We start from the raw sequence: 25,877 nt of genomic DNA, 5'->3' as shown, positions 1-25,877 counted from the left end.
ATGAGCGAAGCAAACGCAGTGCAGCCGACGGAGCGTTCCAGGCAGATTCATCTCGGTGCGACGATTCACGGACCTGGCGGCCACTACGCAGGGTGGCGTCACCCGGATGCGGTAATCGACGCGAGCATCAACCCGGACTTCGTCAAGCACGTTGCCCGGCAGGCGGAGGCGGGGAAATTCGATTTCGTGTTCGTCGCGGACGGCCTTCATATCAACGCGAAATCGATTCCGCACTTCCTGAACCGGTTCGAGCCGCTCACGCTGCTGTCCGCACTGTCGGCGCTCACCGAACGGGTGGGGCTGGTCGGCACGTTGTCGACGTCGTACAGCGAGCCGTTCACGGTTGCCCGGCAGTTTGCGAGCCTGGACCATCTGAGCCAGGGGCGCGCGGGCTGGAACGTGGTGACCTCGCCGCTCGAAGGTTCCGCAAGGAATTTCTCGCGTACCGAGCACCCTGAACATGACGAGCGTTACCGGATCGCTGACGAATACCTCGAGGTCACGAAGGGCCTGTGGGATTCGTGGGAGGAGGATGCATTCGTGCGCGATCGCGCGAGCGGGGTGTTCTTTGATCCGGCCAAACTCCATACGCTCAACCACAAGGGCAAGTATTTCTCGGTCGAGGGGCCGCTGAACGTCGGCCGCACGCCGCAGGGCCGCCCGATCCTGTTCCAGGCCGGCGCGTCCGACGCGGGCAAGCAGCTCGCGGCGAAGCAGGCGGATGCCGTGTTTACGCATCACGATACGCTGGCCCACGCGCGCGAGTACTATGCCGATCTCAAGCATCAGGTGATCGCGCAAGGGCGCCACCCTGACGACCTGAAGATATTCCAGGGGATCGGCGTGATCCTGGGCAGTTCGGCGGAAGAGGCCGAGCAGCGCTATCAGGAGAGCCTGAAGCTGATCACGATCGAGAGTGCACTTGACCACCTCGGCCGGTTTTTCGAGCATCACGATTTCAGCCAATACCCGCTTGACGAGCCGTTCCCGGATCTCGGCGATCTCGGCAGCAACAGTTTCCGTAGCGGGACGGACGAAATCAAGCGCAACGCGCGAGAGCGCGGCCTGACCTTGCGCCAGGTCGCGCTCGAATCAGCCGCGCCGCGTCCGGGTTTCATCGGTACACCAGAACATGTCGCGGACAGGCTGCAGGAATGGTTCGAGTCCCAGGCCGCGGATGGTTTCATCGTCGGGGGCGGGACGCCTACGGCATTCACCGAGTTCGTCGAGCAGGTGGTGCCGATCCTCCAGCAACGCGGCCTGTTCCGCACCGAGTATCGCGGCACGACATTGCGCGACCATCTCGATGCGCCCTATCCGCACAATCGTCACGCTGCGGCGTAACGATGCGCGTGGTGTTCGAATCGGCTGCTGGCGTGCAGGTCAAGCCGGACAAGCCGATTCGATCAACGCAAGTCCTTCGTTACGTCTTCACCGAGCCAGTGCAGCGAGATCCTTGACAACGTGCCATCCGTGCGCAGGCTCTGGACGGCCGCCGCCAGCCGCGCCTTCCACTCCGGGTCGCCCTTTTCGGTTACCACCCAGTTCGGCTCCGCATAAAGCTGCGCGGCGATACGAAAGACCGGCGCGCGCCGGATGCGCGCATTCGCGGTGGCGAGATCGGACACGACGGCGTCAAGACGCACGCCCGCGCCGAGCGCCAGATTCTCGAACGCCACCGACTCGTCGCCCGGGATGATCTGCACCGCGCCGAACGGGAACGCGATTGGCTTCGCGCCGGGAATGACCAGCGTCTTCTGCAGATAGCTCTCGTAGCTCGAGCCGGTTCCCACGCCGACCTTCTTGCCGGTGAGATCGGCAGCGGACTTGATCCGCGTCTCGGACCGGTTGACGACGAGTACCGCCGGGGAGCTGTAATACGGCGTCGCGAAGTCCAGCACCCGGACACGCTCCGCATTGGGCGTCATCGAGCAGATGCACGCGTCCCAGCGGCCGCTCCAGCGGCCGCCGACGAGCGTTTCCCACGCGGGTGCGTCGAGCACGAGCTTCACGCCGAGACGTTGCGCGAGCGCCTTCGCGACGTCGATATCGAAGCCGGCGAGCTGGTTCGAGTCGTCGATGAAACCCATCGGCGGATAGGTGTTGACCACCGCGATGCGCATCACGTGAGTCTGCTCGACGCGCTGGAGCGTGGCACCGGCATGTGCGGGAATCGAGGTCCAGGCCGCGCTAGCGGCAAGCAACAAAGGAATCAGGCGCTTCATGGTTGTACAAGATCAAAGTGGGGGACGTAGTTCGAAACCGCGTCCGTAACGTTTCTCGAGCCGCGTCTGCAGCAGTTCGCAAAGAATCGACATTACCCAGTAGATCGCCGCCGCGGTGACGAGCATTTCCATGTACCGGTAAGTGCTGCGCCCGTAGGACTGCGCGAGGAAATTGAGCTCCCATACGCCCATCAGCGACACGAGCGACGAGTCCTTGAGCATCGACACGAACAGGCTGCCCGCCGGCGGGATGATGATCCGCAATGCTTGCGGCGCCACCACGTGCCACGCGATCACGTGCGGCGGCAATCCCAGCGCCAGCGCCGCTTCGCGCTGTCCGCGCGGCACGGCAAGCACGCCACCGCGAATCGTCTCCGCGAGGTAGGCGCCGTAGTTGAGCGACAGCGCGATCACGCCGGATGTGACCGGCCCCATGATCACGCCCACCTGCGGCAAGGCCAGATAGATCAACAGCACCTGCAGCATCAGCGGCGTGCCGCGAAAGCACGAGCCGTAGAACGACGCGACGGCGAACGCGAACGCGTTCGACGACATGCGCCCCCATGCAACCAGCACGGCGACGACGATGCAGCAGACGATCGATATCAGCGTGATCAGGATCGTCAGCGGAGCGCCCTGGATGAACCCGTCCGGCGACAGATGCATGCCGAGCAGGAATGGCAGCTTGGCCTGGATCAGCGAGAACTGCAGCCCGAGTCCCGATAGCGCGGCGATCAGCGACACGAGGAGCCCGGCCCACGTGAGCGCGACGAGCGCGCGAAAGCGCCTGGCGCGGCTGACCTCGTATGCGGCGAAGCGATTCGCCGGATGCGCGGTTGCCGCTCGACGGCCCCGGGCGTGATCGCCCGATTCGGACACCATTTGTATTTCGACTTTTCGAATTTCTTTCGAGGACATGACGCGTCGCAGATCAACAAAACAGGGAGCGTGCGAAAGAGTAAGCGAATCGTTCGAACCCGTACAGGCATTTCCGGTTCAATTTGCAGATCAAATGCGGATTTAGTTATCTGAATTGACTATAAAAGCGTGCGCGTGACGGGGTTAGCATGAGCATCTTCAACAATCCAGAACCAGACCGGCGGAAGCTTCGCATTTCGCGATTCATGCGAGTGATCGATCTTTTCGCATGCCTTAGCACAAACAACAATGAAGAAAAGATCGGAAGCACGAAGCACGCTGGCCGCGGGGATCGGATCACTGCTGGCGCTGGGGTCGACAACGATCGCCGTCGCGCAGCCGGTTCAGCCGATAGCGAATCCCGCGACCAACGCGGCCACCCTCGCTGCCGCGTCGCAGGACACCGCCGCGCCGCAGGCGGACGCTCGAACGAACGCGGCGAGCCGATCGAGCGTGTCGCTCGATACCGTCGTCGTCACCGGCAGCCGCGCCAACCATCAACGTCAGCGCGACAGCAGCACACCGATCCAGGTCGTCACCGCGCAACAACTCGTGGCGACGGGCCAGGGCAACCTGCTCGACGCGCTGAAGGCGGTCGTGCCGTCCCTGACCACGCCGGCCGTGGGCTACGATGCGGGGGCGCTGTCGCGCACGTTCCAGCTGCGCGGGCTCGGCCCTTCGTCGACCCTCGTGCTCGTCAACGGCAAGCGCCGCCATCTGTCCGCGACTCTTTATGCCGACGAGGATCCGTCGCAAGGCGCGAACGCGGTCGACTTCGACCTGATCCCGATCGCCGCGATCGACCACATCGAAGTGCTGCTCGGCGACGCCGCCGCGCAGTACGGGTCGGATGCGATCGCCGGCGTCGTCAACATCATCCTGAAGAAGGACAGCGAAGGCACGACGGTCACGGCGTCCGGAGGCGGATATCTGAACGGCGGCGGCGCGACAGGCCAGGTCGACCTCGTGCACGGGATGCCGCTCGGCGACGACGGCTCGCTTACGCTGAGCGCGACACTGCGCCACCACGGTTACTCGAACCGCAGCAGCGACAGCGGCGGCCCGGAACCGGCGCGAGTGCAGGGCGATCCGCAAACGAATCTCGCCACGTTCGGCTACAACCTCGAAAAGCCGCTCAACGCGGGCGTCACGCTCTACAGCTTCGGCACGGTGTCCGACCGGGCAGTCAGGGCGTACGAAAACTATCGGTCGCCTTCGTACCTCGCCGCGAACCTGCCGGGGCTCGACGCGATCTATCCGAACGGATTCTCGCCGATCGAACGCAGCCATGAAACCGACTACAGCTTTACCGCAGGCGTGAAGGGCACGACCGCATCGAACTGGAACTGGGATCTGAGCACCACCTACGGCCGCGACGACATCACGCTGTCGAACCTGAACACGGCCAACTACAGCCTGCTGACCGACACAGGTTCGACGCCGACGCAGTTCAAGGTCGGCGGGTATGCGTCGTCCGAGCTCACGACCAACTTCGATCTCAAGCGCAGCTTCTCGTTCGCGCACTGGAGCGCGCCCGTCAACGTCGCGCTCGGGCTCGAGCACCGTTACGAGACCTTCAGCATGGACGCGGGCGACGCCGCGTCCTATTACCAGACCGGCGCGATCGCGTTCCCGGGCTACCGGCCGTCCGATGCGAGCAATGCGCACCGCCACAGCATCGCGGCGTATGCCGACGTGTCGACGCGCATCCTGCCGCAGTGGCAAGTCGACGGCGCGATCCGCGGCGAGGATTACCAGCGCCTCGGCGCATCGCTGGATGGCACCGTGTCGACGCGCTACGACTTCAGCCGCGCACTCGGCCTGCGCGGCTCCGCGGGCACCGGCACGCATGCACCGACACTCGTGCAGGAGAACTATTCGGCCACCAACGTGACGACCGGCGGCGCGACGATCCAGATCCCGCTCAATTCCGCGGGCGCGCGCGTGCTCGGCGCGCCTGCACTCAAGAACGAGACCTCGCGGCAGTTCAGCTTCGGCGTGGTCGCCGAACCGGTCGCCGGGCTGCATCTGAGCGTGGACGCGTATCAGGTCGACGTGGACAACCGCATCGTCGATTCCGGCCAGATCTCGGGGGCGCTCGCCGCGTCGGCGATCGCGGCCAACGGCACGGTCGTGCCGCCCGATGCCGTCGCGAACACGTACGCGCAGTTCTTTACGAACGGCGCCAACACGCGCACGCGCGGCATCGACCTGGCGCTCGCCTACCGGTCCGATTTCGGACGCTATGGCAAGGTCGACTGGAACCTCAACGGCAATTACAACCGCACGACGATCCGCTCGTCCAATACGCCGGCCTCGCTGCAGGCCGCCGGCGTGGCGGTACTCGACGCGATCCAGACCTCGAACCTGACTACTGCGACACCGCGGATCGTGATCTCCGGATCGGGCGCGTACTCGTACGGCCCGTGGCGGTTCACGCTGCGCGAGACCTATTACGGGAAGTCGTCGCAGACGCAGTGGGCGAGCGATTACAGCGGCTTCTACGAAGATCACGTGAACCCTGCATTCATCACCGACGTCGACATTGCGTACCGGATCACGCGACACGCGACCATCGCGATCGGTGCAAATAACGTGTTCAACAAGTACCCGAACCAGACCAATCCGAACGCGCGACCGAACTACGACCTGTACCCGCACCTGTCGCCCTATGGCATCAACGGCGGCTACTACTATGCGCGCCTGACCGTGTCGATCTGAGTGGCGGCAAGTACAGGCAAGGCTCCTTCTTGAAGGCTTTCCCTATGGCAATGAAGCCGGATCTGCTGCTGAGCTGATCGGTATGCTCCGGGAGTCATGCCTGTCCATTGCCGAAATGCGCGATGGAACGTTGCGGGCGAGCTAAAGCCAAGAGCGTAGGCGATCTCTCCCAGTGAAATGTCCGTGCGGGCCAAGTCGAGAATTGCCAGATCGCGACGTAGGTCGTCCTTGATCTCTTGAAAGGAAAGGTGCTGCGACTGCAATCTACGTATAAGCGTACGAGAGGAAATATTGAGCTTGTGTGAGACGTCGTCCAACGTGGCTGCAAGATCTGCATACAGCATTTCCCGAACCTGGAGCTGTATTGCGTGTTCTCGATATGCTGTAAAGATCCAGTCTCGCGGCGCACGCTCAAGAAATCTCCGCACTTCGGCAGCGGTCCTTTCCGCCCGAATACTCCCAAATTCTGACTGAAACAATATTCTCGATGTCGGCGCATCGAATTCAACCTGAACAGGAAAAAGGATGGAGTAATCCTCGGCAAAAATCGGCCTTGAAAACGCAAAAAGTACCCCTTGAACCGGAACTTCCCGGCCGACCAGCCACGAAACGATGCCATGAATCAACTTCAGCAATAAGGTATGTCCAAAACGATTTAGTCCGACACTGGAAGACCGAGGTACCAGCTCCAGCCACATAGTGGCTTCATCGTGATGCAAGTCCAATCGATAGTCGTCGAGCAGGAGGTTCCAGAACTGACTAAACCTGTAAACGGCTACTTTAATCGATGATGCGCCCAACACGGATCGTATGAGGTATTTAAGTGTACCCGTACGTATCGGGCGGCTCCATAAACCCATCATCTCGTCGCCAGTCGCTGCTGCGCTCTCCTTATATAGTCGAACCAGTTGATCATGGGTCAAGCGCGCCTCCGGATGATCCAGAAACTTTTTGACAATTCCTGCACGCTTAAAGCATTCGTCCAAGGTCGATTCTGAACTCACCGTGCGAAGGCTTCTTATCAAGTCTGCAACGAAAGCAGAGGAGACCGTGAAGATCGCCGGTCCGCTGGCATTCCACATGCCGCTGCCCTGCTCGATTGCTGTGTCCGGATCACTCATGACTTTGTCCCTTCGGCCTCGACTTGTCCAACCGTGCTCCCGATGACGAGAGGGGCAACGAGAGCATCAAGGTCGAGTCTAGTCCGACTGCGCGTTCAGGAGCCGACGCTGTCAGTTTATGCAAATCCGGAGTCTCCATCTGCCATAGCAGCACGACGGCGGGAGGGCTACATTTTCCCTGAGGCGCTGCGAGATGCACCGGCATGCGGCTCGTGCCGAAGTGATCGAAATAGCGCTCTGTTTCGCCAGTGGCGTCCACCTTGACTTTATTAATCGAAATATCGGGAAACATCTCAATGGCCGAACCGTACCTGCTGACGTCCGAGCTAGAAAATATCGGCATCGTCACATTGAACCGGGCACACAAGCGCAATGCCCTCGACGAAAGCGCGATCGCCGAAATTGACGCGTACTTTTCCAGCGTCCCTTCCCACATCCGCGTCATCCTCCTTACCGCCAAGGGCGATCATTTCTGCGCTGGACTCGATCTGAAGGAGCATCACGACAAGGCGCGCAGCGGCGTGGAATTCATGCGCGTGTGCCAAGGCTGGCACCGCGCCTTCGACAAGATACAGCATGGTGGCATTCCCGTGGTCGCCTGTCTGCAGGGTGCGGTAGTGGGGGGTGGACTGGAACTGGCCAGCGCAGCCCATGTGCGCGTGGCCGACAGCGGCACCTTCTTCGCGCTGCCCGAAGGCACGCGCGGAATCTTTACCGGCGGCGGGGCCACGGTGCGAACGGCGCGCATCCTCTCAGCCCCGCGCATGGTCGAGATGATGCTTACCGGCCGGGTCGTCGACGCGCAGGAAGGCCGCCAACTGGGGCTGACCCACTACATCTGCGATTCCGCGAAGGGCGACACACCCGCGCCAGAGTTCGCGCTGGCCTTGGCGAAAAAGATCGCAGGGAACGCGGTGCTCTCCAACTACGCCATCGTCAGCGCCATCAGCCGCATCGCCGACATGTCGGCCACGGACGGGCTGTTCACCGAAGGACTGGTGATGGCCATGATCCAGCAGGGTCACGACGTTCAGGAACGCTTGGGCGATTTCGTCAACAAGAAAGCCTGCAAGGTGAAGCCGAATTGACCGGCAGCAAGGATGCCAGACCGCGCCGGCACAGGGAGTGCAGCGCAAGTGCGGTATCCATCGACGGGCTCGCGAGTCTCGCGACCGCCATTGAACTGGTCGGCCTACCGGAACAACTGCGCGGTTACGGCCATGTCCGGGAAAAGTGCGTTGGTCCCGTGCGCAAACGGCATCATCTCAACGCATAGCCATGAACAGTATGAAAGTTCCTTTCAAGCAAATCGACGTTTTCACCAGCGATCCTTATCGCGGAAATCCTGTCGCTGTCGTCCTCGACGCGCAAGGGCTCACCACCGAGCAGATGCAGCGTATCGCCAACTGGACCAACCTCTCGGAAACCACCTTCGTTCTTCCACCAACGCAAGCCACCGCAGACTATCGCGTGCGCATCTTCACGCCGCGTTCCGAGCTACCGTTTGCCGGCCATCCGACATTGGGGACGGCCCATGCGCTTCTGGAGGCTGGAATGATCAGCGCCAAGGACGGCAGGCTCACGCAAGAGTGTGCGGCGGGATTGGTTGAACTGACCGTCTCTCCTGTAGACAGCGGCGGCCCGGTGATTGCCTTCGAGCTGCCTCCGCCCGGATATCAACCTTTGTCGGCCGAGCAAGTTATCGCACTTGAGAGCATCCTGGCGTCGCCCGTTCTCCGGACACCTGCACCTAAGTTCATTGACGTAGGTCCCACCTGGACGGTTGTTCAGTTGGCCACTGCAGAGGCTGTTCTGGCGCTTCAGCCCGATCTGGCGCATATGACGGCCTTCAACCTGAATACCGATTCCACAGGCGTCGTGGTGTTCGGCACATACCCAGAGAACGCTGCTGCTGCGATAGAAGTCCGCACGTTCGCACCCAGTCATGGTGTCAATGAAGACCCCGTATGTGGAAGCGGCAACGGCGCGATCGCGGCCTTCCTTCGCGAAGCTGAAGTACACAGCTCCGGCCACACCTACATGAGTTCGCAGGGAACTGCCGTTGGCCGCAATGGGAGGATATCCATAACCTTTGATGAAGGCGGCGCGATTCGTGTGGGGGGGCAGTGCGTTACCTGCGTCGACGGGACTATTGCCTGCCCACACTGAAATTCCGATCAACCACCCCGGGGCGTTGATCGCGCCTTGTTAGGGCATCCGCAATTGGAGAAGCAGCTTTCACTTATCGAGCACCTGTCGACGACAATTTTTCGGAGTTCGTCGGTCAACGCGCTCCGGCGTTGGGGAGGGGGAGGATGCGATCGTCCTTCACCGCCTTCAGCGAGAAACTCGAATAGAGTTCCTTTACGCCCGGTAACGCTTGCAGGACGTTCCGGGCGAACTCCCCGAACGACTTCAGGTCGACTGCGACTACCTCCAGCAGGAAGTCATACCTGCCAGATACGTGGTGGCACGAGACGATCTCCGGGATCTCCGACAAGCGCTGCTCAAACTGCCTCAGCACGTGCTGAGCGTGGTCTCCCATCATCACATTCACAAATGCTGTCACGCCGTAGCCAAGTTGCTCGGACGACAGGATAGCCCGATAGGCCCTGACTAGTCCGAGTTCTTCGAGACGCTTGACTCGTCGCCAACACGGTGACGAGGTCAACGAGACACGCTCGCCGAGCTCCGCCACGGTCAGCCGAGCATTCTCCTGAAGCGCCTCTAAAAGGGCGCAATCAGTGCGATCGAGTACAGGGGAGATGGTCATGGGCAAATCATTCCAAGAATTGTCTTCGTCACGACGGGATCATGCCGATGGAAGGCCATATAGTCAACAATTTGGGAGCAATTTTCACTTTGTGAGGCATAGACTTATTGCACCCAAACTAGTATGACTGAGGAGACGTCACATGTCCGAAAAGAACCTGAACTCGGGCTTCAGCACTCGAGCAATTCATCACGGCTACAACCCCATCGACAATCAGGGCTCGCTCGTTCCCCCGATGTATCTGTCCGCCACGTTCGCGTTCCCGTCAGTTGAATACGGTGGTCGCTGCTTCGCTGGCGAAGAGCAAGGCTACTTCTACACCCGCATCTCCAACCCGACGCTGTCGCTCCTTGAGTCGCGCATGGCAACGCTCGAGGGTGGCGAGGCGGCGGTTGCGTTCTCGTCGGGCATGGGCGCGATTACTTCGACCCTCTGGACGCTGGTTCGGCCGGGTGACGAAATTCTCGCGGACCGCACTCTGTATGGCTGCACTTTCGCGTTCCTGCAGCATGGCATCGGGAAGTTCGGCGTGCGAGTGCGGCACGTTGACATGTCGAATCTCGACGAAGTGGCAGAGTCCATCACGCCGCAGACGAAAGTCATCTATTTCGAGTCGCCGGCCAACCCGAACATGCGGCTCGCCGACATCGAAGGCATTGCTGAACTGGCCCATCGAGCCGGGGCAAAGCTTGTCGTGGACAACACGTACTGCACCCCGTACCTGCAGCGCCCGCTCGAACTGGGCGCGGATGTCGTGGTTCATTCAGCAACGAAATATCTCAGCGGGCATGGCGACATTACCGCCGGCATCGCGATCGCCAGCAAAGAGATCATCGACCAGATTCGCCTGTACGGTCTCAAGGACATGACTGGCGCAGTGATGTCCCCCCAGGATGCATTTCTGTTGATGCGCGGCCTGAAAACGCTCGCCATTCGTATGGAGCGCCATTGCGAATCTGCAGAACTGCTTGCCGGGATGCTCGCCAGCCACCCCGCGGTCGCAGAGGTTCATTTCCCGGGCCTTTCGTCGTTTCCCCAGCATCAGCTGGCGACGCGCCAAATGCGTCGGTACGGCGGAATGATTGCGTTTGAACTCAAGGGCGGGGAGCCTGCCGGCAAGCGATTCATGAACGCACTGAAGCTGTTTACGCGGGCGGTGAGCCTTGGTGACTGCGAATCCCTGGCACAGCATCCGGCAAGCATGACGCACTCGACCTACACGCCGGAAGAGCGGGCGGCCCACGGCATCTCGGAAGGATTGGTGCGCTTGTCGGTAGGTCTGGAAGATGCGCCGGACATCCTGCAAGACGTCAAGCAGGCTTTGGAAGCATGCATACAGTGAGCATTTCGCATAACTAATAGATCGTTTGGCCCACCGGCGAGTTGGTTTGGTGGGCGCTTACCTGACTGCAAACGGTACAGCCATCACGCAGGTTTCTCGGCATGCCGGGTATGCACGGAACCTTCGAAGCCAACCAGGCAATGCAGGAGTGTGACGTTGTGCGACATGTTATTGCCGGATGAATCGCCCGCACTTGAACTGACTTAGCAGCCAGAGAAGTGTCGAGTAACTCCAACTAGATAGAGATCATGCAGGAGGCAACAATGAAGGCCAATATCGACGCCGGAACCGGCCATGAACATTCCGGTGGGGCTCCGGTCGATGAGGATGTGCAGGAGACCAAGGAATGGCTCGACGCTCTCGAAGGCGTGCTGAGAACGGCAGGTCCGGACCGAGCTCACTTCATCCTGGAAAATCTCGACCGCCACGCAAAGAATCTGAAGATCCGCAAGTCGCGGCATCCGTACTCGGCGTATCAGAACACCATCTCGGTCGACGAGCAACCGCGCTATCCGGGTGACTTGGTGATCGAGCAGAAGCTGACATCGATCATTCGATGGAACGCGCTGGCAATGGTGGTGCGTGCGAACAAGTCCTATGGGGAATTGGGCGGACACATCGCGAGCTACGCATCGGCGGCCGAGCTGTTTGAAGTCGGATTCAATCACTTTTTCCGAGCGGACACGGAGAGCGAGAAGGGCGATTTGGTGTACTTCCAGCCGCATTCCGCCCCAGGCGTTTATGCCCGCGCGTACCTTGAGGGGCGACTCAGCGAGGGCGAACTGTCGAACTATCGTCAGGAAGTCGGGAAGAACGGACTTTGTTCCTACCCCCATCCATGGCTGATGCCGAACTTCTGGCAGTTCCCGACCGGGTCGATGGGTATCGGTCCGATCAGTGCGATCTATCAGGCGCGCTTCCTGCGTTATCTGGAACACCGCGGGCTTGCCAGGACGGCCTCACGTCATGTCTGGGGCGTCTTCGGCGACGGCGAAATGGACGAACCGGAATCGATTGCTGCGCTGTCGCTCGCCACCAGGGAACGTCTCGACAATTTGACCTTCGTTATCAACTGCAACCTGCAGCGCCTCGACGGACCCGTGCGCGGAAACGGGCAGGTGATCAATGAACTCGAAGCGCTTTTCTCGGGCGCCGGGTGGAACGTCATCAAGGTCGTTTGGGGCTCTGAATGGGATGCATTGTTTGCGCGCGATAAGAATCACGCGTTGCTCCGCAGGTTCTCCACCATGGTCGATGGTGAATACCAGACGCTCGGCGCAAAAAATGGCGAGTACAACCTCGCGCACTTCTTTGACACTGATCCGGAGCTCAAGGCTCTCGTCAGCGGGCTCACGACCGCTGAGATTGACGGGTTGCGTCGCGGTGGCCACGACTTCAAGAAGCTGTATGCAGCGTTCCATGCCGCCGCGAATCACAAGGGCGCTCCCACGGTCGTCTTGGCCAAAACCAAGAAGGGATTCGGGATGGGTGCTGCCGGCGAATCGAGGATGACTGCGCACCAGCAGAAGAAGCTGGACGTCGACGCGCTTCGTGCCTTCCGGGATCGATTCTCTCTGCCTCTGGACGATGCGTCCGTGGAGGAAATGCGCTTCTACAAGCCGGACGAAAGCTCCCCGGAGATGCAGTACTTGCGATCGCAACGTGCGAGCCTCGGCGGCTACCTGCCGCGTCGAGTGGGCCAGGCAGAAAAGCTTGCGGTTCCCCGTCTCGAGGATTATGGGCAATTCGCGTTGCAGGGTGACGAGCGCGAATCATCGACTACGACAGGCCTTGTCCGACTCTTTACCAACCTGATCAAGGACAAGACTGTCGGGCCGCGTGTGGTACCGATCGTCGCCGACGAGGCTAGGACATTCGGGATGGCCAATCTTTTCCGGCAGATTGGCATCTATTCGCCGGTCGGACAAAAGTACGAACCGGAAGACGCTGGTTCGATGCTCTTTTACAAGGAGGCCGTCGACGGTCAATTGCTGGAGGAGGGGATCACGGAGGCAGGTGCGATCGCGTCCTGGACGGCCGCCGCAACCTCCTACAGCGTGAACGGTGTAGCGATGTTGCCGTTCTACATCTACTACTCGATGTTCGGTTTCCAGCGAGTCGGGGATCTGATTTGGGCGGCGGCGGATCAGCGCGCGAGAGGGTTCCTCATTGGTGCGACATCGGGACGAACGACCTTGGCAGGCGAAGGGTTGCAGCACCAGGACGGAACCAGCCATCTGATTGCGTCGACCGTACCGAACTGTCGGGCGTACGACCCGGCATTTGTAAGCGAAGCAGCAGTGATCGTGCATAACGGCACTAAACGCATGCTTGAGGATCAAGAGGACGAGTTCTACTACATCACGGTCGGCAACGAAAACTATCCCCAAGCCGCGCTTGCGGAAGACAAGCACGATGCAGTGGTCAAGGGAATGTATCTGTTCGACGAAGTCGAGGCGGAAAGCGGATCAACGCGAGTGCGACTGCTCGGCTCCGGCGCAATTCTCCGGGAAGTCATCGCAGCGGGCGAACTGCTCGCGAGGGATTGGGGCATCACTGCGGAAATCTGGAGTGTGACCAGCTTCTCGGAACTCGCAAAGGACGCTCGAGAATGCGAACGCCGCCGCATCTTTGGCGGTGACGCGACTGCCGAGAGTCACCTTGAGAGATGCTTGCCGGGTGAGATCCCCGTTGTGGCTGCAACCGATTACGTGCGAGCGTATCCCCAGCTGATCGCTTCGTACGTCAGGGCGCCGTTCTCGGTTTTGGGTACCGATGGCTTCGGACGTAGTGACACTCGCGCAGAGCTTCGAGGATTCTTCGAGATTGATCGCCACCATATCGTGGCTGCAGCTGTCCATGCCGTGGCACCAGAGAAGCATGCCGAGGTTCTGAGCCAATATGGAATCAAGGCAGGCGCAAATGCACCGTGGATGATCTAGGAACGCCGCAACCCCACTAGCATGACCGTACGGGACACCGGCACAAGATAGGGAAATCTCGATCAGTGCCGCGTCTCTCTCAAAGAAGCGCATAAATGACGAAGCGCGTGTCAACAGCGCATTCGCAAATAATGGAGACAGCAGCATGAGTTTGTTCCGCAAGAAGAGCATCGACCTGATGATGAAGGACGGTGAGAAGGCTGGAGGCTTGAGGAGGAGTCTCGGTCCGGTTGATCTTGTCTTCATGGGTATCGGCGCGATCATTGGGACCGGAATATTTGTGCTGACCGGAACCGGCGCGTTGACCGCGGGGCCAGCGCTCACTGTATCTTTCGTTGTTGCCGCGTTGGCCTGCGGCTTCGCGGCACTCTGTTACGCGGAATTTGCGGCAACAGTTCCCGTATCCGGTTCGATCTATACGTATAGCTACGCAACGCTCGGTGAGCTCGTTGCCTGGATAATCGGGTGGGACTTGCTCCTCGAGTACGGTCTCGGTGCGGCCGCGGTGTCAGTGGGGTGGTCCGGATATCTGCAATCGTTGCTGTCAGGATTCGGTATCTCGTTACCCGTCGTACTGACAGCTGCGCCTGGAAGCATGAGTGGCGTGGAAACCTGGTTCAATCTGCCTGCATTCGTCATCATGATCGTACTGACGGGAGCACTCTCGCTGGGCATTCGTGAATCTGCGCGCGTCAACAACGTAATGGTGGCGATCAAGATTGTCGTGGTCCTGCTGTTCATTTTTGTCGGTGCTCGCCATGTACAGCCCGTCAATTGGCATCCTTTCGCACCTTTCGGTGTCGCCGGTGTACTGAATGCTGCGGCGCTTGTCTTCTTCGCCTTCATCGGATTCGATGCCGTTACGTCCGCGGCGGAGGAGGTACGTCGGCCACATCGAGACCTGCCGATCGGGATCGTCGGATCGCTCGCGGTATGCGCCGTGCTGTACGTGATCGTCGCCGCAATCATGACGGGTATCGTTCCGTTCCAACGGTTCGAGGGGATTTCCCACCCGGTCTCGCTTGCGCTCCAATACGCTGGAGAAACGTGGATTGCTGGCTTCGTGGATCTCGGCGCGATTCTTGGCATGACGACGGTGATTCTGGTCATGAGTTACGGGCAGTCCCGTATTGTGTTTGCGATGTCGCGTGACGGATTGCTTCCGGCGCGATTGTCGAAAGTGCATCCGCGGCACGGCACACCATTTCTCGCAACCTGGGCAGTCGGGATTGTCTTCTCTACGGTCGCAGCGTTCGCACCGCTGCATATCCTGGCTGAGCTCATCAACGTCGGCACCTTGGTGGCCTTCACGCTGATATCTGTCGCTGTGCTCGTCCTCAGAAAAACGCGACCGGATCTTCCTCGTGGTTTCCGGTGCCCGGGAGTTCCGTTCGTACCCGTTGCAGCGATTGTGTTCTGCGTGACTTTGATGGCGTTTCTGCAGCCACTGACGTGGATCGCATTCGGAGCGTGGATCGCAATTGGCCTTCTTGTTTACTTCGGATATGCGCGCAAGCGATCGGTATTGGGGAAATCGGACCGCGGCGACGCCGTCGCTGTTCCGTCTACCTCCTGCCAGTAACGGTCTGCCTGTTCTCCCGGGTCTCTGCCTGCATTGCACTGCGATTGACCAGGGCTTCACCAATAGTTTTCCAACAAAGTGAGCCGCAGTGCCGCCTTTTAAGTGGCACTGGCTATCAAGGAACGCACGAAGAATGAGTCAAGCGAGCGAAATTAGAGTTCCGGACATCGGCGACTACAAGGGCGTGCCGGTTATCGAGATCCATGTGAAGCCGGGTGACGTCATCCAGGCCGAGGATGCCGTGGTGACGCTTGAGTCGGACAAGGCGACAATGGATGTTCCGACTCCGACGTCCGGCACCGTCAAGGAAGTTCTGATCAAAATTGGTGACGAGGTGTCGCAAGGATCGTTGCTGTTGATGCTGGAGACCGCCAATAACGCGGCCGCGGTGCCTTCGGCTTCGGCGAGTACCACCGCGCCTGTTTTACCTCCTGCAACTGTGGCGGCACAAGCAGAGGCCGCAGTATCTGCGGCCGTTCCTGCGGCGATCGTGGCACCGGTCGTGTCTGCGCCGTCGTATACCCCGATGACCGGCTCCGCCGCGCACGCCAGTCCGTCCATTCGCAAGTTTGCGCGGGAACTGGGTGTCTATGTGTCGCGCGTCCCCGCGACGGGTCCCAAGGGCCGAGTTACGCAGGATGACGTGCAGCGCTTCGTGAAAGGCGTAATGAGCGGGCAGACCGCGGCGCAGAATCCATCGGGAGCGGCCGGCGGCGCTGGCGGCGAACTGAATCTGCTGCCGTGGCCGAAAGTCGACTTCACGCGCTTCGGTGAGATCGAAACCCAGCCGTTATCGCGCATCAAGAAGATCTCCGGTGCCAACCTTCATCGCAACTGGGTCATGATCCCGCACGTGACCAACTGCGAGGAGGCGGACATTACGGATGTGGAAGCGCTGCGCGTCAAGCTCAACAAGGAGTATGAAAAGCAGGGCGTCAAAGTCACGATGCTTGCTTTCCTGATCAAGGCAGCCGTTGCGGCGTTGAAGAAGTTTCCGACGTTTAACGCGTCGATTGACGGCGACAACCTGGTACTGAAAAAGTACATCAACATTGGTTTTGCCGCTGATACACCGAATGGCCTCGTGGTACCTGTGATCAAGGACGCTGATAAGAAAGGCGTGCTGGAGATCGGCGAGGAGATGGTCGAAATGGCCAGGCTGGCCCGCGAAGGCAAGCTTAAACCCGACCAGATGCAAGGGGGGTGCTTCTCCATCTCGTCACTCGGCGGCATTGGCGGTACCTACTTCACTCCGATCATCAACGCGCCGGAAGTTGCAATTTTGGGAGTGGGCAAGTCGTATCAGAAGCCGGTCTGGGACGGAAAGCAATTCTCGCCGCGTCTGACGTTGCCGCTGTCACTGTCCTGGGACCATCGCGTCATCGACGGTGCGGAGGCCGGCCGCTTCAACGCGTACTTCGCCCAGTTGCTGGCTGATTTCCGCCGCATCCTGCTTTAAGCCAGTGGGGCGGTACAGCAAGCTTGGGAGTGGTCTGGAGGCGTACACCTGTACCAAGAAGGATGCGTTTGCTTCAGTTCTGTTTGGGCAACGCATTGAGGAGCGAAGGATGAGTGTGATTGAAGTCAACGTGCCGGACATCGAATGTGAAGTACTCGTACTGGGCGCTGGGCCTGGTGGCTACTCAGCCGCGTTCCGCGCAGCAGACCTCGGAATGAGGACCGTGCTGGTCGAGCGTTACTCGACGCTCGGCGGGGTCTGCCTGAATGTGGGTTGCATCCCGTCGAAGGCACTGCTGCACAACGCTGCTGTCGTCGATGAGGCCAAAGCGCTTGCGGCCCACGGCATCACATTCGGTGACGTCAAGGTTGATCTGGATGGCCTGCGAAGCTACAAGCGGTCGGTCGTCAGCAAGCTGACCAACGGCCTTGCCGGTATGGCCAAGGCGCGCAAAGTACAAGTTGTGCGCGGGATCGGCTCCTTCGTCGATTCGCATCATCTTGTGGTCGACCTGACTGAGGGCGATGGAAAGGCGGTCACCGGCAAAAAGTCCGTGATTCGCTTCGAGAAAGCCATCATTGCAGCTGGAAGTCAGGCAGTGAAGCTGCCATTCATCCCCGAGGATCCACGTATCGTCGATTCGACCGGTGCGTTGGAACTTCCCGAGGTGCCGAAAAAGATGCTTGTTATCGGAGGGGGAATCATCGGTCTCGAGATGGCGACCGTCTACAGCACGTTGGGGGCGGAGATTGACGTCGTCGAAATGCTCGACGGTCTGATGAACGGCGCGGACCGCGATCTTGTGAAAGTATGGGAGAAGAAGAACAAGAACCGATTCGGCAAGATCATGCTGAGGACCAGGGTAGTCGGAGTGGAAGCCCAAAGCGACGGCATATATGTGGCGTTTGAAGGCGAACAGGCGCCGGCCGAACCCCAGCGCTATGACTCTGTTCTTGTATCTGTTGGCCGCTCCCCGAACGGCAAGCGTATTGGCATGGAGAAGGCCGGTGTGATCGTGTCCGACCGCGGATACATCGCCGTTGACGCTCAGATGCGCACAAATGTGCCCCACATTTTCGCGATCGGTGACATCGTTGGGCAGCCGATGCTGGCGCACAAGGCGGTTCACGAAGGGCACGTTGCTGCTGAAGCTGCGCATGGCGAGAAGGCCTGTTTCGATGCACGACAGATCCCGTCGGTTGCCTTTACCGATCCCGAAGTGGCATGGGCTGGCCTGACCGAGGCGCTGTGCAAGGAGCAGGGCATCAGGTACGGTAAGGGAATGTTCCCGTGGGCCGCGTCCGGGCGCGCGATCGCCAACGGTCGTGACGAGGGCTTTACCAAACTGCTGTTCGACGAGGAAACCCATCGCATTATTGGCGGAGGCATCGTCGGTACGCACGCCGGCGATCTGATCGGAGAGATCTGTCTCGCGATCGAGATGGGTGCCGATGCTGTCGACATCGGCCGCACAATTCATCCGCATCCCACGCTAGGTGAATCTGTGGGAATGGCGGCGGAGATCTACGAAGGTGTTTGCACCGACGTACCGCCGCCGCGCAAGAAGTAGTTGCTCTATTGATTTCAGTTGCTAACCAGGCGACTCATTTTAGCGATAGCCCCACGAACTAAAGTCACGCCTGCCCCGGTAGCCGCGGATGCCTGTAGCCAGGCGCGTCGCGAGTACAAGTAGCGTACGCAAGAGCGCACATTTAGTTCCAAATTTTCGGAACTAAAGTTTGGACAAAGTTGCCGGGTGAACTAAAGTTGCGCGATTTCTGCGTTGCAGTCGAATCTGCTTGGGCAGGAACGGAATTGGCCTGCGGAGGCACGCGCCCACTCGTGTCGGATTTGCGCAAGAGCGTCTCTTCGAGGGGTAATCGTCCGAATCGTGCAAAAAATGGCGCTTTGGTCGAGAAAACGTTTATCCATCAATGTGTTGCACGATTCCCGTTGGGCCGACCAATGTGCCGGCGCAGTGCCTTGCTGGAAGCGGCGCTGGAGGTTGTCACCGCCAGATTTCGCACGATTCGGACGATTACCCCTCGAAGAGATGCTCTTTGCGACCGGAACGGGCGGCGCGTGGATCGACTCACTGCATCGAGAAAAGACATTACCGCGTCATCTGCACAGCGCATCCCGAGCGGCCTGGAGTATTTCTTGCGACAGAGCTTCGTTATCGACCACGCGCGACATCATCAGCGCACCGATCATGGCTGACGCGGCCGCCAGTGACTTGCCACGCTTGCTCGCTTCCGCGCCTCCCAACTGTTCCGCAATGAGACCCGCGAGACGTAGAAACCCGTCCGTCGCGACTTGCCGTGTGCGCGTGTCGGCTCTCGCCATATCTCCACCCAGCGCCGCAAACGGGCAGCCAATTGACATATTGTCTCGATGCGTGACCGACAGGTAGCGCTCCGCAATCTCCCGGCGCGCCTCACGCGGCGGCTTCCCCTGCACGAACGACTCGAGCGTCTCGTATAGCGTCGCGCTGGCGACATCGCATGCTTCCGCCACGAGATGGTCCTTCGACTCGAAGTGCCGATAGAACCCGCCTGGGGTCAAGCCGGCAGCCGACATAATGTCGGCAATCCCTGCGCCAACCACGCCCTTCTCGCGCAACTCCCTTGCGGCGGTTTCCACAATCCGCTTGCGGGTCTCGCTTGCCTCTTCCCTGGACTTTCTCATATCGATCAGGCGCCTGAGCGCTCCGTGTAAAACTTTTCATTGACACTTAGAGTGTATTCATACTCTAATTGGATGTCGACCATACTCTTATTTATCCAAGGGGGCGGAAGTGGGACAGGACTGGAAGCATGGATACGTCCATACCAACGGCATTCGCATGCACTACGTGGAGCAGGGCTCCGGGCCGCTGATCCTGCTCTGTCACGGGTGGCCTGAATCGTGGTTTTCGTGGCGCCATCAAATCGCGCCATTGGCGCGGGCCGGGTACCGGGTTGTCGCAATGGATCAGCGAGGCTACGGCGACACCGATGCATCGCAAGCAATCGACGCATACAACGTCCTGAATCTCGTTGCGGATCTGGTCGGCCTGGTTCATGCGTTGGGGGAAGAACACGCGATTCTCGTCGGACACGATTGGGGATCCATGGTCGCAGCGCCCGCTGCACTGCTTCGTCCCGACATGTTCCGCAAACTGGCTTTGCTGAGCGTGCCGTACCTGCCGCGCCAGACACTGCGGCCGTCCGTCCGCTTTCAATTGCTCGCGCAAGAGCAGCATTTCTATCAACAGTATTTTCAGGAACCCGAACGGATCGAGCGCGAGCTGGAAGCCGACGTTCGACGCGCTTTGCTGGGCATTCTGTATTCGGCCTCGGGGCAGGCTCGCTCGAGTGAAAAACACCGCCATTCCAGCTTTGTCCGTTTCGACAAGGCCAGTCGTCTTGTCGACAGTCTCGTGTTCCCCGACAAGCAACCCGTCTGGCTGACGACGGAGGAACTCGACTACTTCACGGCACAGTTCAAGATGTCGGGCTTTCGGGGCGGCATCAACTGGTATCGGAACTTCGATCGGAACTGGGAACTGACGCCTTTCCTCGACGGCGCTCGGATTCTGCAACCCACGGTATTCATCACCGGGGAAATGGATGGTGTCCTGAAGATGGCAAAGGACGAGTACGAAGCGCTCGAGCGCAACGTTCCCAATCTCCGCGGCAAGCACCTTATTGTTGGTACCGGACACTATGCGCAGCAGGAAGCCCCCGATGCGGTAAATGAACTGTTGCTGTCGTTTCTTTCGAATTGATGAGGGAAACGAGGCACATGAACGACATCACCAATAAATTGGACGCGGCGGCTTTCCGACGCGCCCGAATCCTGAACGGTCCTTTACTCGGTACGTTGTTGTCGCTCGGCGTTCCCACGATGGCGGTTCTGATCGCTCAAACGCTGGTCGGCGTGCTGGAGACCTGGTACGTCAGCTTTCTCGGCACCGATTCGCTGGTCGGGGTATCGCTCGTGTTCCCGATTTCGATGCTGATGACGATGATGTCCAACGGTGGTATCGGCGGCGGCGTTGCATCTGCCGTCGCTCGCGCAATCGGAATTGGCAAGCGGCATGAAGCGGATGCGCTCGTTCTACATGCTGTCGTGTTAGCCGTTGTGCTTGGCTGCCTGTTCATGATTCTGGCGTGGGTGTGCGGCCCACAGCTCTATTCCGCGCTCGGCGGGCGTGGCCAGGGTTTGGCTGCCGCGGTGACCTACTCCAATTACGTGTTCGCCGGCGCCGTGCCGATTTGGATCGTCAACCTGTTATGCGCGGCCTTGCGCGGCAGCGGTAACGTTAAGGTGCCGGCACTCGTCACCTTCGTGGGCGCACTCGTGCTGGTTCCCCTGTCGCCGCTGTTGATCTTCGGCATCGGCTCGCTTCCCGGTCTGGGTATCGCCGGTGCGGGCGTGGCCGTCTCGCTCTATTACAGCGTCACCGCCATCGTGCTGCTGATCTATATGGCCAAGGGGCGCGCGGGACTCCTGTTGCATCGTACTCGGCTGAGCTGGCGCTACTTTGCCGATGTTCTTGGGGTAGGGGTATTGTCGTCGATTGGCGCTCTCCAACTGAACCTGATGGTCGTCTTGCTCACGGCGGCAGTCGGGCAGTTTGGTCAATCGGCGCTGGCTGGCTATGGCATCGCCTCGCGGCTCGACTACGTCCTGATTCCTCTGCTGTTCGGTGTCGGCACAGCCGTATTAACGGTCGTTGGCACCTGCATGGGCGCCGGGGAACTTGAGCGCGCACGACGAGCGACATTGTTCGGCGTCGCAATGGGAGCCGGTTTTACGCAAGTCATTGGGCTTGGCGTCGCAATCGTCCCATCAGTCTGGTTGGGGTTGTTCGCACACGACGTCACCACGATTCACTTCGGAGAGCTCTACCTCAGAACGGTCGCCCCGCTGTACGGCCTCGTGGGCGTGTCCTTCGTACTCTCGTTCGCCGCGCAGGGCATTGGCCGTCCGTTCTGGACGATTCTGGGCGGCACGGCCCGATTGCTGATCGCAGCAGGCGGCGGTTGGCTCGCCGTCAATCAGCTTGGCGGCGGCATGAATGTTCTGTTCGGATTCGTGGCCGCCGGCACCCTCGGTTCGGCTCTGGTCTGCCTCGCAGCAATGGTCCCGACGCGCATCTGGACGCGCGTCGAGGTGTGAACGGCCGCGCCATGCTGATGCACGGACGTAACGAAATTACATAAAGGAACACGCAATGAATCACACCGTTATTGCGGGCTATGTCCGCACCCCGTTCACCTTCGCTCGCAAAGGTCCGTTTCATGCCACTCGCCCCGACGACCTCGCTGCAGTCGCGCTGCGCGAGCTGGTCCAGCGCAGTCGAATCGATCCGTTGCTGATCGAGGACGTGTTGATGGGTTGCGCCTATCCCGAAGGTGCGCAAGGCGACAACGTCGCACGCGTCGCGTCGCTGCTCGCAGGCCTGCCCGTGCGGATCGGCGGGGCTACGCTGAACCGCTTCTGCGGCTCGTCGATGTACGCGATCCATATCGCAGCCGGCCAGATCGCGATCGGCGCGGGTGACGCTTTCATCGCAGCCGGCGTCGAGAGCATGACGATGGTGCCGCAGGGCGGGCTGTCCTCGTCGCCGAATCCGCGTTTCGCGACGTTCGAGCAGTCCAGTGCCGAGATCGCCATTCAAGCCTATACGCCCATGGGCATCACGGCCGAGAACGTTGCTGCGCGCTGGGGCGTTTCGCGCGCCGAGCAAGACGTATTTGCGTACGAATCGCAACGCAAAGCGGCTGCCGCGCAGGCGGCAGGTCGTCTTGCGGACGAAATCGTGGCGGTCACCACGCCGGACGGCACGCACGTCGAACAGGATCTCTGTCTGCGTCCGCAGACCACGCCCGAGGGGCTGGCCGCACTCAAGCCGGCCTTCGGCGAAACCGGCACCGTGACCGCGGGTACGGCCTCGCCGCTCACGGACGGCGCGGTCGCCGTGCTCGTGACCTCGGAGGCCTTCGCCCGGCAGCACGGCCTCGATATCCTCGCGCGCGTCCACACGACCGCGATCGCCGGCCTCGAGCCCGAGATCATGGGCATGGGCCCGGTTCACGCGACGCGCAAAGCGCTTGCCCGGTCGGGTCTGCGCATCGAAGACATGGACGTGATCGAGATCAACGAGGCCTTTGCGTCGCAAGCGATTGCCTGCATGCGCGAGCTCGGCATCGATCCCGCACGTACCAATATCGACGGTGGCGCGATTGCACTCGGCCATCCACTTGGCGCCACGGGCGCGCGCATCACGGCCAAGGCCGCGGCGCTGTTGCGGCGCGTCGGCGGGCGTTATGCGCTGGCTACGCAGTGCATCGGTGGTGGGCAAGGGATCGCGACGATCTTGGAATCGGCGTGATTGATGGACTGAGGCCGTTGCCTGCTATTGGACGCCGCGTGGTTGGCTCTGCTCGTGCCGTTGTTGCCATACGTGCGTGAACTCAGCGCGCTGCGGCGCATGTCATCCGCATCATTCGGTATTTTGATGAGTGCGGAGCCGGCGATCGCAGCTGCGATTGGTTTCGTTGTCCTTTCGCAGCCGCTGACACCACTGCAGATCGCCGGCACCTTGTGTGTAATCGGTGCCAGTATCGGTTCTGTCGTACAGGAAAAGTTCAAGTGAATTGCGATGGCGAACCGGAACAATCACCTGCTTCGCGAGCTGCGAGGCGAAAATCAATCAGCGTCATCAAAGGAGAAGTGACATGGATGCCGTACAGCTTCAGCGCACCTATCTCGACCTCACGACACCTCACGTCGCCGATGCGTGCATGCGTCTGGGTGTCCCGGTACGCTTTGCACCTGCGAGCACGCGCCCGTTGTGGGGTGGCACGCATCTGAGTGGCCGCGTCAACCCGGTACGGCACTTCGGTAGCGTCGACGTGTTCCTTGAGGCCATCGATCGCGCGGCGCCGGGCGACGTGCTGGTCGTCGATAACGGTGGCCGACTGGACGAAGCGTGTGTGGGCGACCTGATCACGCTGGAAGCGAGCCGCGCCGGGTTGGCGGGCATCGTGATCTGGGGCTTGCACCGGGATACGCAAGAACTTCGCACGATCCGTTTGCCGGTCTTCAGTCTGGGTGCAGTGCCCGCCGGACCGCAGCGTCTCGATCCGGTAGACACGGAAGTGCTCTCATCTGCCCATGTTGGCGAGCATCTCGTCACGTCGAATGACTTCGTCTTGGGCGACGATGATGGTGTTCTGTTTGTCCCGCTTGACAAGGCCGGTGCCGTCGCAGAGCTTGCCATCACGATTCGCGACACCGAGCGCCAACAGGCGACTCGTATGCAACTGGGCACCAGCTTCAGGAAGCAGGCACGTTTCGACGAGTATATCGCGGCACGAAACGCTGACGCGAACCTCACGTTCCGGCAGTACCTTCGCGCGATTGGTGGTGCCATCGAGGAGTAAGTCTCCATAGGGAAGGGCAGGAAGGAGCTGTGCTGACGTTGAACGCAGTTCCTCTAATACAAGGAGATGCCTCGCGCGCGCCACCGCCACGTACAGCATTCGCATTAGGCATCGCTTCGGCCGGACAGAAACCAGGTGTGCAACTTGCCGACTCCCTTCGCCTCGATCGTGCCGCGTTCTTCGAACACGAACGGTTCACCCAACCGGTGCCGGGTCGCATCCGTTACCTGCACCCGTCCCGCCACACCGTGCGATTCCATCCGGCTGGCCGTGTTGACCGCATCGCCCCACAAGTCGTAGATGAACTTGTGCTTGCCTATGACGCCAGCCACCACCGCGCCGCTGTTGATCCCGATGCGCATCTGCAGGTTGTAGCCGCGGCGCTGATTGAAGCGTGCCAGCGCGTCGGTCATGTCGAGCGCCATATGCGCCGCGCGCGCCGCGTGCTCTGCCGCCGGTTCCGGCAGCCCCGCGGCTACCATGTAAGCGTCGCCGATGGTCTTGATCTTCTCGAGGCCACGGATGTCGGCGAGGGTATCGAATTCGCTGAAGATCTCGTCGAGCACGCTCACCAAGCGCTCGGGGCTCATGCCCGCAGAAAACCGTCTGAACGACACGATGTCAGCGCACAGGACGGTCACTTCCGGAAAGCTGTCGGCGATGACTTCCGGGATGCTGTTGCCGAGCAGTGCGTGACGTGCCTTCAGCCGTTCTGCGCGCGCGATGCCGCAACTGATGAGCACCGGCGCCGACGAGTTGACGTCGTTTTGCCAAACGCTGCTCACCGAGTTCCCTCTACGACCAGATCGTGGCCGAGCAGAAGGTGTCGGAGCGGCGGTCGTCATGGAAGCCTGCAGCACGGCACACCATTGGGCTCGGCGGGCAAGCCGGATACATGCATGCAGACCGTTTCGACATCACGAACAAGAAGCTTGCAAAAGGCGTCGGGTCCATACATGCACGAAAAGAGCGCAACTTTAGTTCGGCGGACTATTTTTGCCCCGCGCTTGCTGACGTGAAATTGTCGTGCTAGTTTTTCATGAAATTTCTCGACGATAATTTCACCGGAGTCCGCATGTTCGTGCAGTCGGATCGCCACGTCGCAAGCTATTACGCCGGCACCCATCCGGTGCCGATCCCGCATCGTCCCGCGCTGGACGAGCGCGTCGACGTCGACGTGCTGGTCGTCGGCGCGGGCTTCAGCGGGCTGCATACGGCGCTGCGTCTCGCGCTGGCCGGCAAGCGGGTTGCGGTGCTCGAGGCGAGCCGCGTCGCGTGGGCGGCGTCGGGCCGCAACGGCGGGCAGGCGCTGCTCGGCTGGTCGTGCGACATGCCGCCGATCGAGGATTCGCTGGGCC

General features: G+C 60.5%; 19 protein-coding genes and 2 pseudogenes. 15 read left to right on the top strand and 6 right to left on the bottom strand.

Translation table 11 applies throughout. The features are described from left to right. The gene (locus G3N94_RS16035; RefSeq protein WP_205793502.1) at window positions 1-1,344 is read left to right on the top strand and encodes an LLM class flavin-dependent oxidoreductase; all 1,344 of its coding nucleotides are present in this window, start codon (window positions 1-3) and stop codon (window positions 1,342-1,344) included. Window positions 1,345-1,406: 62 nt separating this feature from the next. Here G3N94_RS16035 and G3N94_RS16030 read toward each other — a convergent pair whose 3' ends face one another. Both G3N94_RS16030 and G3N94_RS16025 read right to left on the bottom strand, forming a co-directional pair. After that, window positions 1,407-2,225, bottom strand: coding sequence for a transporter substrate-binding domain-containing protein (locus G3N94_RS16030; RefSeq protein ID WP_205793501.1), 819 nt, complete (start codon window positions 2,223-2,225; stop codon window positions 1,407-1,409). A gap of 12 nt (window positions 2,226-2,237) precedes the next feature. After that, window positions 2,238-3,107 carry an amino acid ABC transporter permease gene (locus G3N94_RS16025; protein WP_205793500.1) on the bottom strand — a complete coding sequence of 290 codons (870 nt, stop codon included), beginning with the start codon at window positions 3,105-3,107 and terminating at the stop codon, window positions 2,238-2,240. A 285-nt stretch (window positions 3,108-3,392) separates the two neighbouring features. Here G3N94_RS16025 and G3N94_RS16020 point away from each other — a divergent pair, with 285 nt between their 5' ends. After that, complete coding sequence (locus G3N94_RS16020) at window positions 3,393-5,864, top strand: TonB-dependent receptor (protein WP_205793499.1); 2,472 nt, start codon at window positions 3,393-3,395, stop codon at window positions 5,862-5,864. Here G3N94_RS16020 and G3N94_RS16015 read toward each other — a convergent pair. Next, window positions 5,837-6,985, bottom strand: a complete 1,149-nt coding sequence (locus tag G3N94_RS16015; RefSeq protein ID WP_241021875.1) for an AraC family transcriptional regulator — start codon at window positions 6,983-6,985, stop codon at window positions 5,837-5,839. The two genes, G3N94_RS16020 and G3N94_RS16015, sit on opposite strands and share 28 nt — an antisense overlap. A 296-nt stretch (window positions 6,986-7,281) precedes the next feature. Between G3N94_RS16015 and G3N94_RS16010 the strand changes: the two genes are divergently transcribed. Both G3N94_RS16010 and G3N94_RS16005 read left to right on the top strand, forming a co-directional pair. Beyond that, window positions 7,282-8,073, top strand: a complete 792-nt coding sequence (locus G3N94_RS16010; RefSeq protein ID WP_205793498.1) for a crotonase/enoyl-CoA hydratase family protein — start codon at window positions 7,282-7,284, stop codon at window positions 8,071-8,073. Between the two features lie 190 nt (window positions 8,074-8,263). After that, window positions 8,264-9,154 (top strand): PhzF family phenazine biosynthesis protein, encoded by an 891-nt coding sequence (locus G3N94_RS16005; protein WP_277398545.1) that lies wholly within the window; start codon window positions 8,264-8,266, stop codon window positions 9,152-9,154. A 115-nt stretch (window positions 9,155-9,269) separates the two neighbouring features. Here the strand turns inward: G3N94_RS16005 and G3N94_RS16000 are convergent, their stop codons facing one another. Continuing rightward, a complete protein-coding gene (locus G3N94_RS16000; RefSeq protein ID WP_205793497.1) occupies window positions 9,270-9,758 on the bottom strand; it encodes an Lrp/AsnC family transcriptional regulator in 489 nt (162 codons plus the stop codon). A gap of 142 nt (window positions 9,759-9,900) precedes the next feature. Between G3N94_RS16000 and G3N94_RS15995 the strand changes: the two genes are divergently transcribed. The 5 genes and pseudogenes from G3N94_RS15995 to lpdA form a co-directional block, all read left to right on the top strand. Next, window positions 9,901-11,100 carry a methionine gamma-lyase gene (locus tag G3N94_RS15995; RefSeq protein ID WP_205793496.1) on the top strand — a complete coding sequence of 400 codons (1,200 nt, stop codon included), beginning with the start codon at window positions 9,901-9,903 and terminating at the stop codon, window positions 11,098-11,100. 263 nt (window positions 11,101-11,363) lie between these two features. Beyond that, window positions 11,364-14,042, top strand: coding sequence for an alpha-ketoglutarate dehydrogenase (gene mdeB, locus G3N94_RS15990; protein WP_205793495.1), 2,679 nt, complete (start codon window positions 11,364-11,366; stop codon window positions 14,040-14,042). A gap of 145 nt (window positions 14,043-14,187) precedes the next feature. Then, a complete protein-coding gene (locus G3N94_RS15985; RefSeq protein ID WP_205793494.1) occupies window positions 14,188-15,624 on the top strand; it encodes an amino acid permease in 1,437 nt (478 codons plus the stop codon). Window positions 15,625-15,757: 133 nt separating this feature from the next. Beyond that, complete coding sequence (gene aceF / locus G3N94_RS15980) at window positions 15,758-17,083, top strand: dihydrolipoyllysine-residue acetyltransferase (RefSeq protein WP_205793493.1); 1,326 nt, start codon at window positions 15,758-15,760, stop codon at window positions 17,081-17,083. A gap of 136 nt (window positions 17,084-17,219) precedes the next feature. Further along, window positions 17,220-18,653, top strand: a pseudogene (gene lpdA / locus G3N94_RS15975) (dihydrolipoyl dehydrogenase); the annotation flags it as partial. Between the two features lie 551 nt (window positions 18,654-19,204). Here the strand turns inward: lpdA and G3N94_RS15970 are convergent. Further along, window positions 19,205-19,771, bottom strand: a complete 567-nt coding sequence (locus tag G3N94_RS15970; RefSeq protein WP_205793492.1) for a TetR family transcriptional regulator — start codon at window positions 19,769-19,771, stop codon at window positions 19,205-19,207. Window positions 19,772-19,880: 109 nt separating this feature from the next. On the opposite strand from G3N94_RS15970, the gene G3N94_RS15965 reads away from it, so the two are divergent. The 5 genes from G3N94_RS15965 to G3N94_RS15945 all read left to right on the top strand — a co-directional run bounded on the left by G3N94_RS15965 (window position 19,881) and on the right by G3N94_RS15945 (window position 24,519). Next, window positions 19,881-20,852, top strand: a complete 972-nt coding sequence (locus tag G3N94_RS15965) for an alpha/beta hydrolase (RefSeq protein ID WP_205793491.1) — start codon at window positions 19,881-19,883, stop codon at window positions 20,850-20,852. A gap of 17 nt (window positions 20,853-20,869) precedes the next feature. Continuing rightward, on the top strand, window positions 20,870-22,249 hold the full coding sequence (locus tag G3N94_RS15960) for an MATE family efflux transporter (RefSeq protein WP_205793489.1): 1,380 nt from the start codon (window positions 20,870-20,872) through the stop codon (window positions 22,247-22,249). A gap of 55 nt (window positions 22,250-22,304) precedes the next feature. Continuing rightward, entirely contained in the window at window positions 22,305-23,465 is a 1,161-nt protein-coding gene (locus G3N94_RS15955; protein ID WP_205793488.1) for a thiolase family protein, read from the top strand. Window positions 23,466-23,507: 42 nt separating this feature from the next. Further along, window positions 23,508-23,729 carry an EamA family transporter gene (locus G3N94_RS15950; protein ID WP_241021874.1) on the top strand — a complete coding sequence of 74 codons (222 nt, stop codon included), beginning with the start codon at window positions 23,508-23,510 and terminating at the stop codon, window positions 23,727-23,729. Between the two features lie 82 nt (window positions 23,730-23,811). Beyond that, on the top strand, window positions 23,812-24,519 hold the full coding sequence (locus G3N94_RS15945; RefSeq protein WP_205793486.1) for an RraA family protein: 708 nt from the start codon (window positions 23,812-23,814) through the stop codon (window positions 24,517-24,519). A gap of 104 nt (window positions 24,520-24,623) precedes the next feature. Here the strand turns inward: G3N94_RS15945 and G3N94_RS15940 are convergent. Beyond that, a pseudogene (locus G3N94_RS15940) lies at window positions 24,624-25,235 on the bottom strand (adenylate/guanylate cyclase domain-containing protein); the annotation flags it as partial. Between the two features lie 359 nt (window positions 25,236-25,594). Between G3N94_RS15940 and G3N94_RS15935 the strand changes: the two are divergent. Next, on the top strand, window positions 25,595-25,877 hold a 283-nt coding region (locus G3N94_RS15935; RefSeq protein WP_205793485.1), incomplete at its 3' end, for an FAD-binding oxidoreductase.

The organism is Burkholderia sp. Ac-20353 (genome assembly GCF_017104785.1).
GTDB lineage: Bacteria > Pseudomonadota > Gammaproteobacteria > Burkholderiales > Burkholderiaceae > Burkholderia.
Note: the sequence above shows the minus strand (reverse complement) of the source record. Positions and strands in the feature narration are given on the sequence as shown.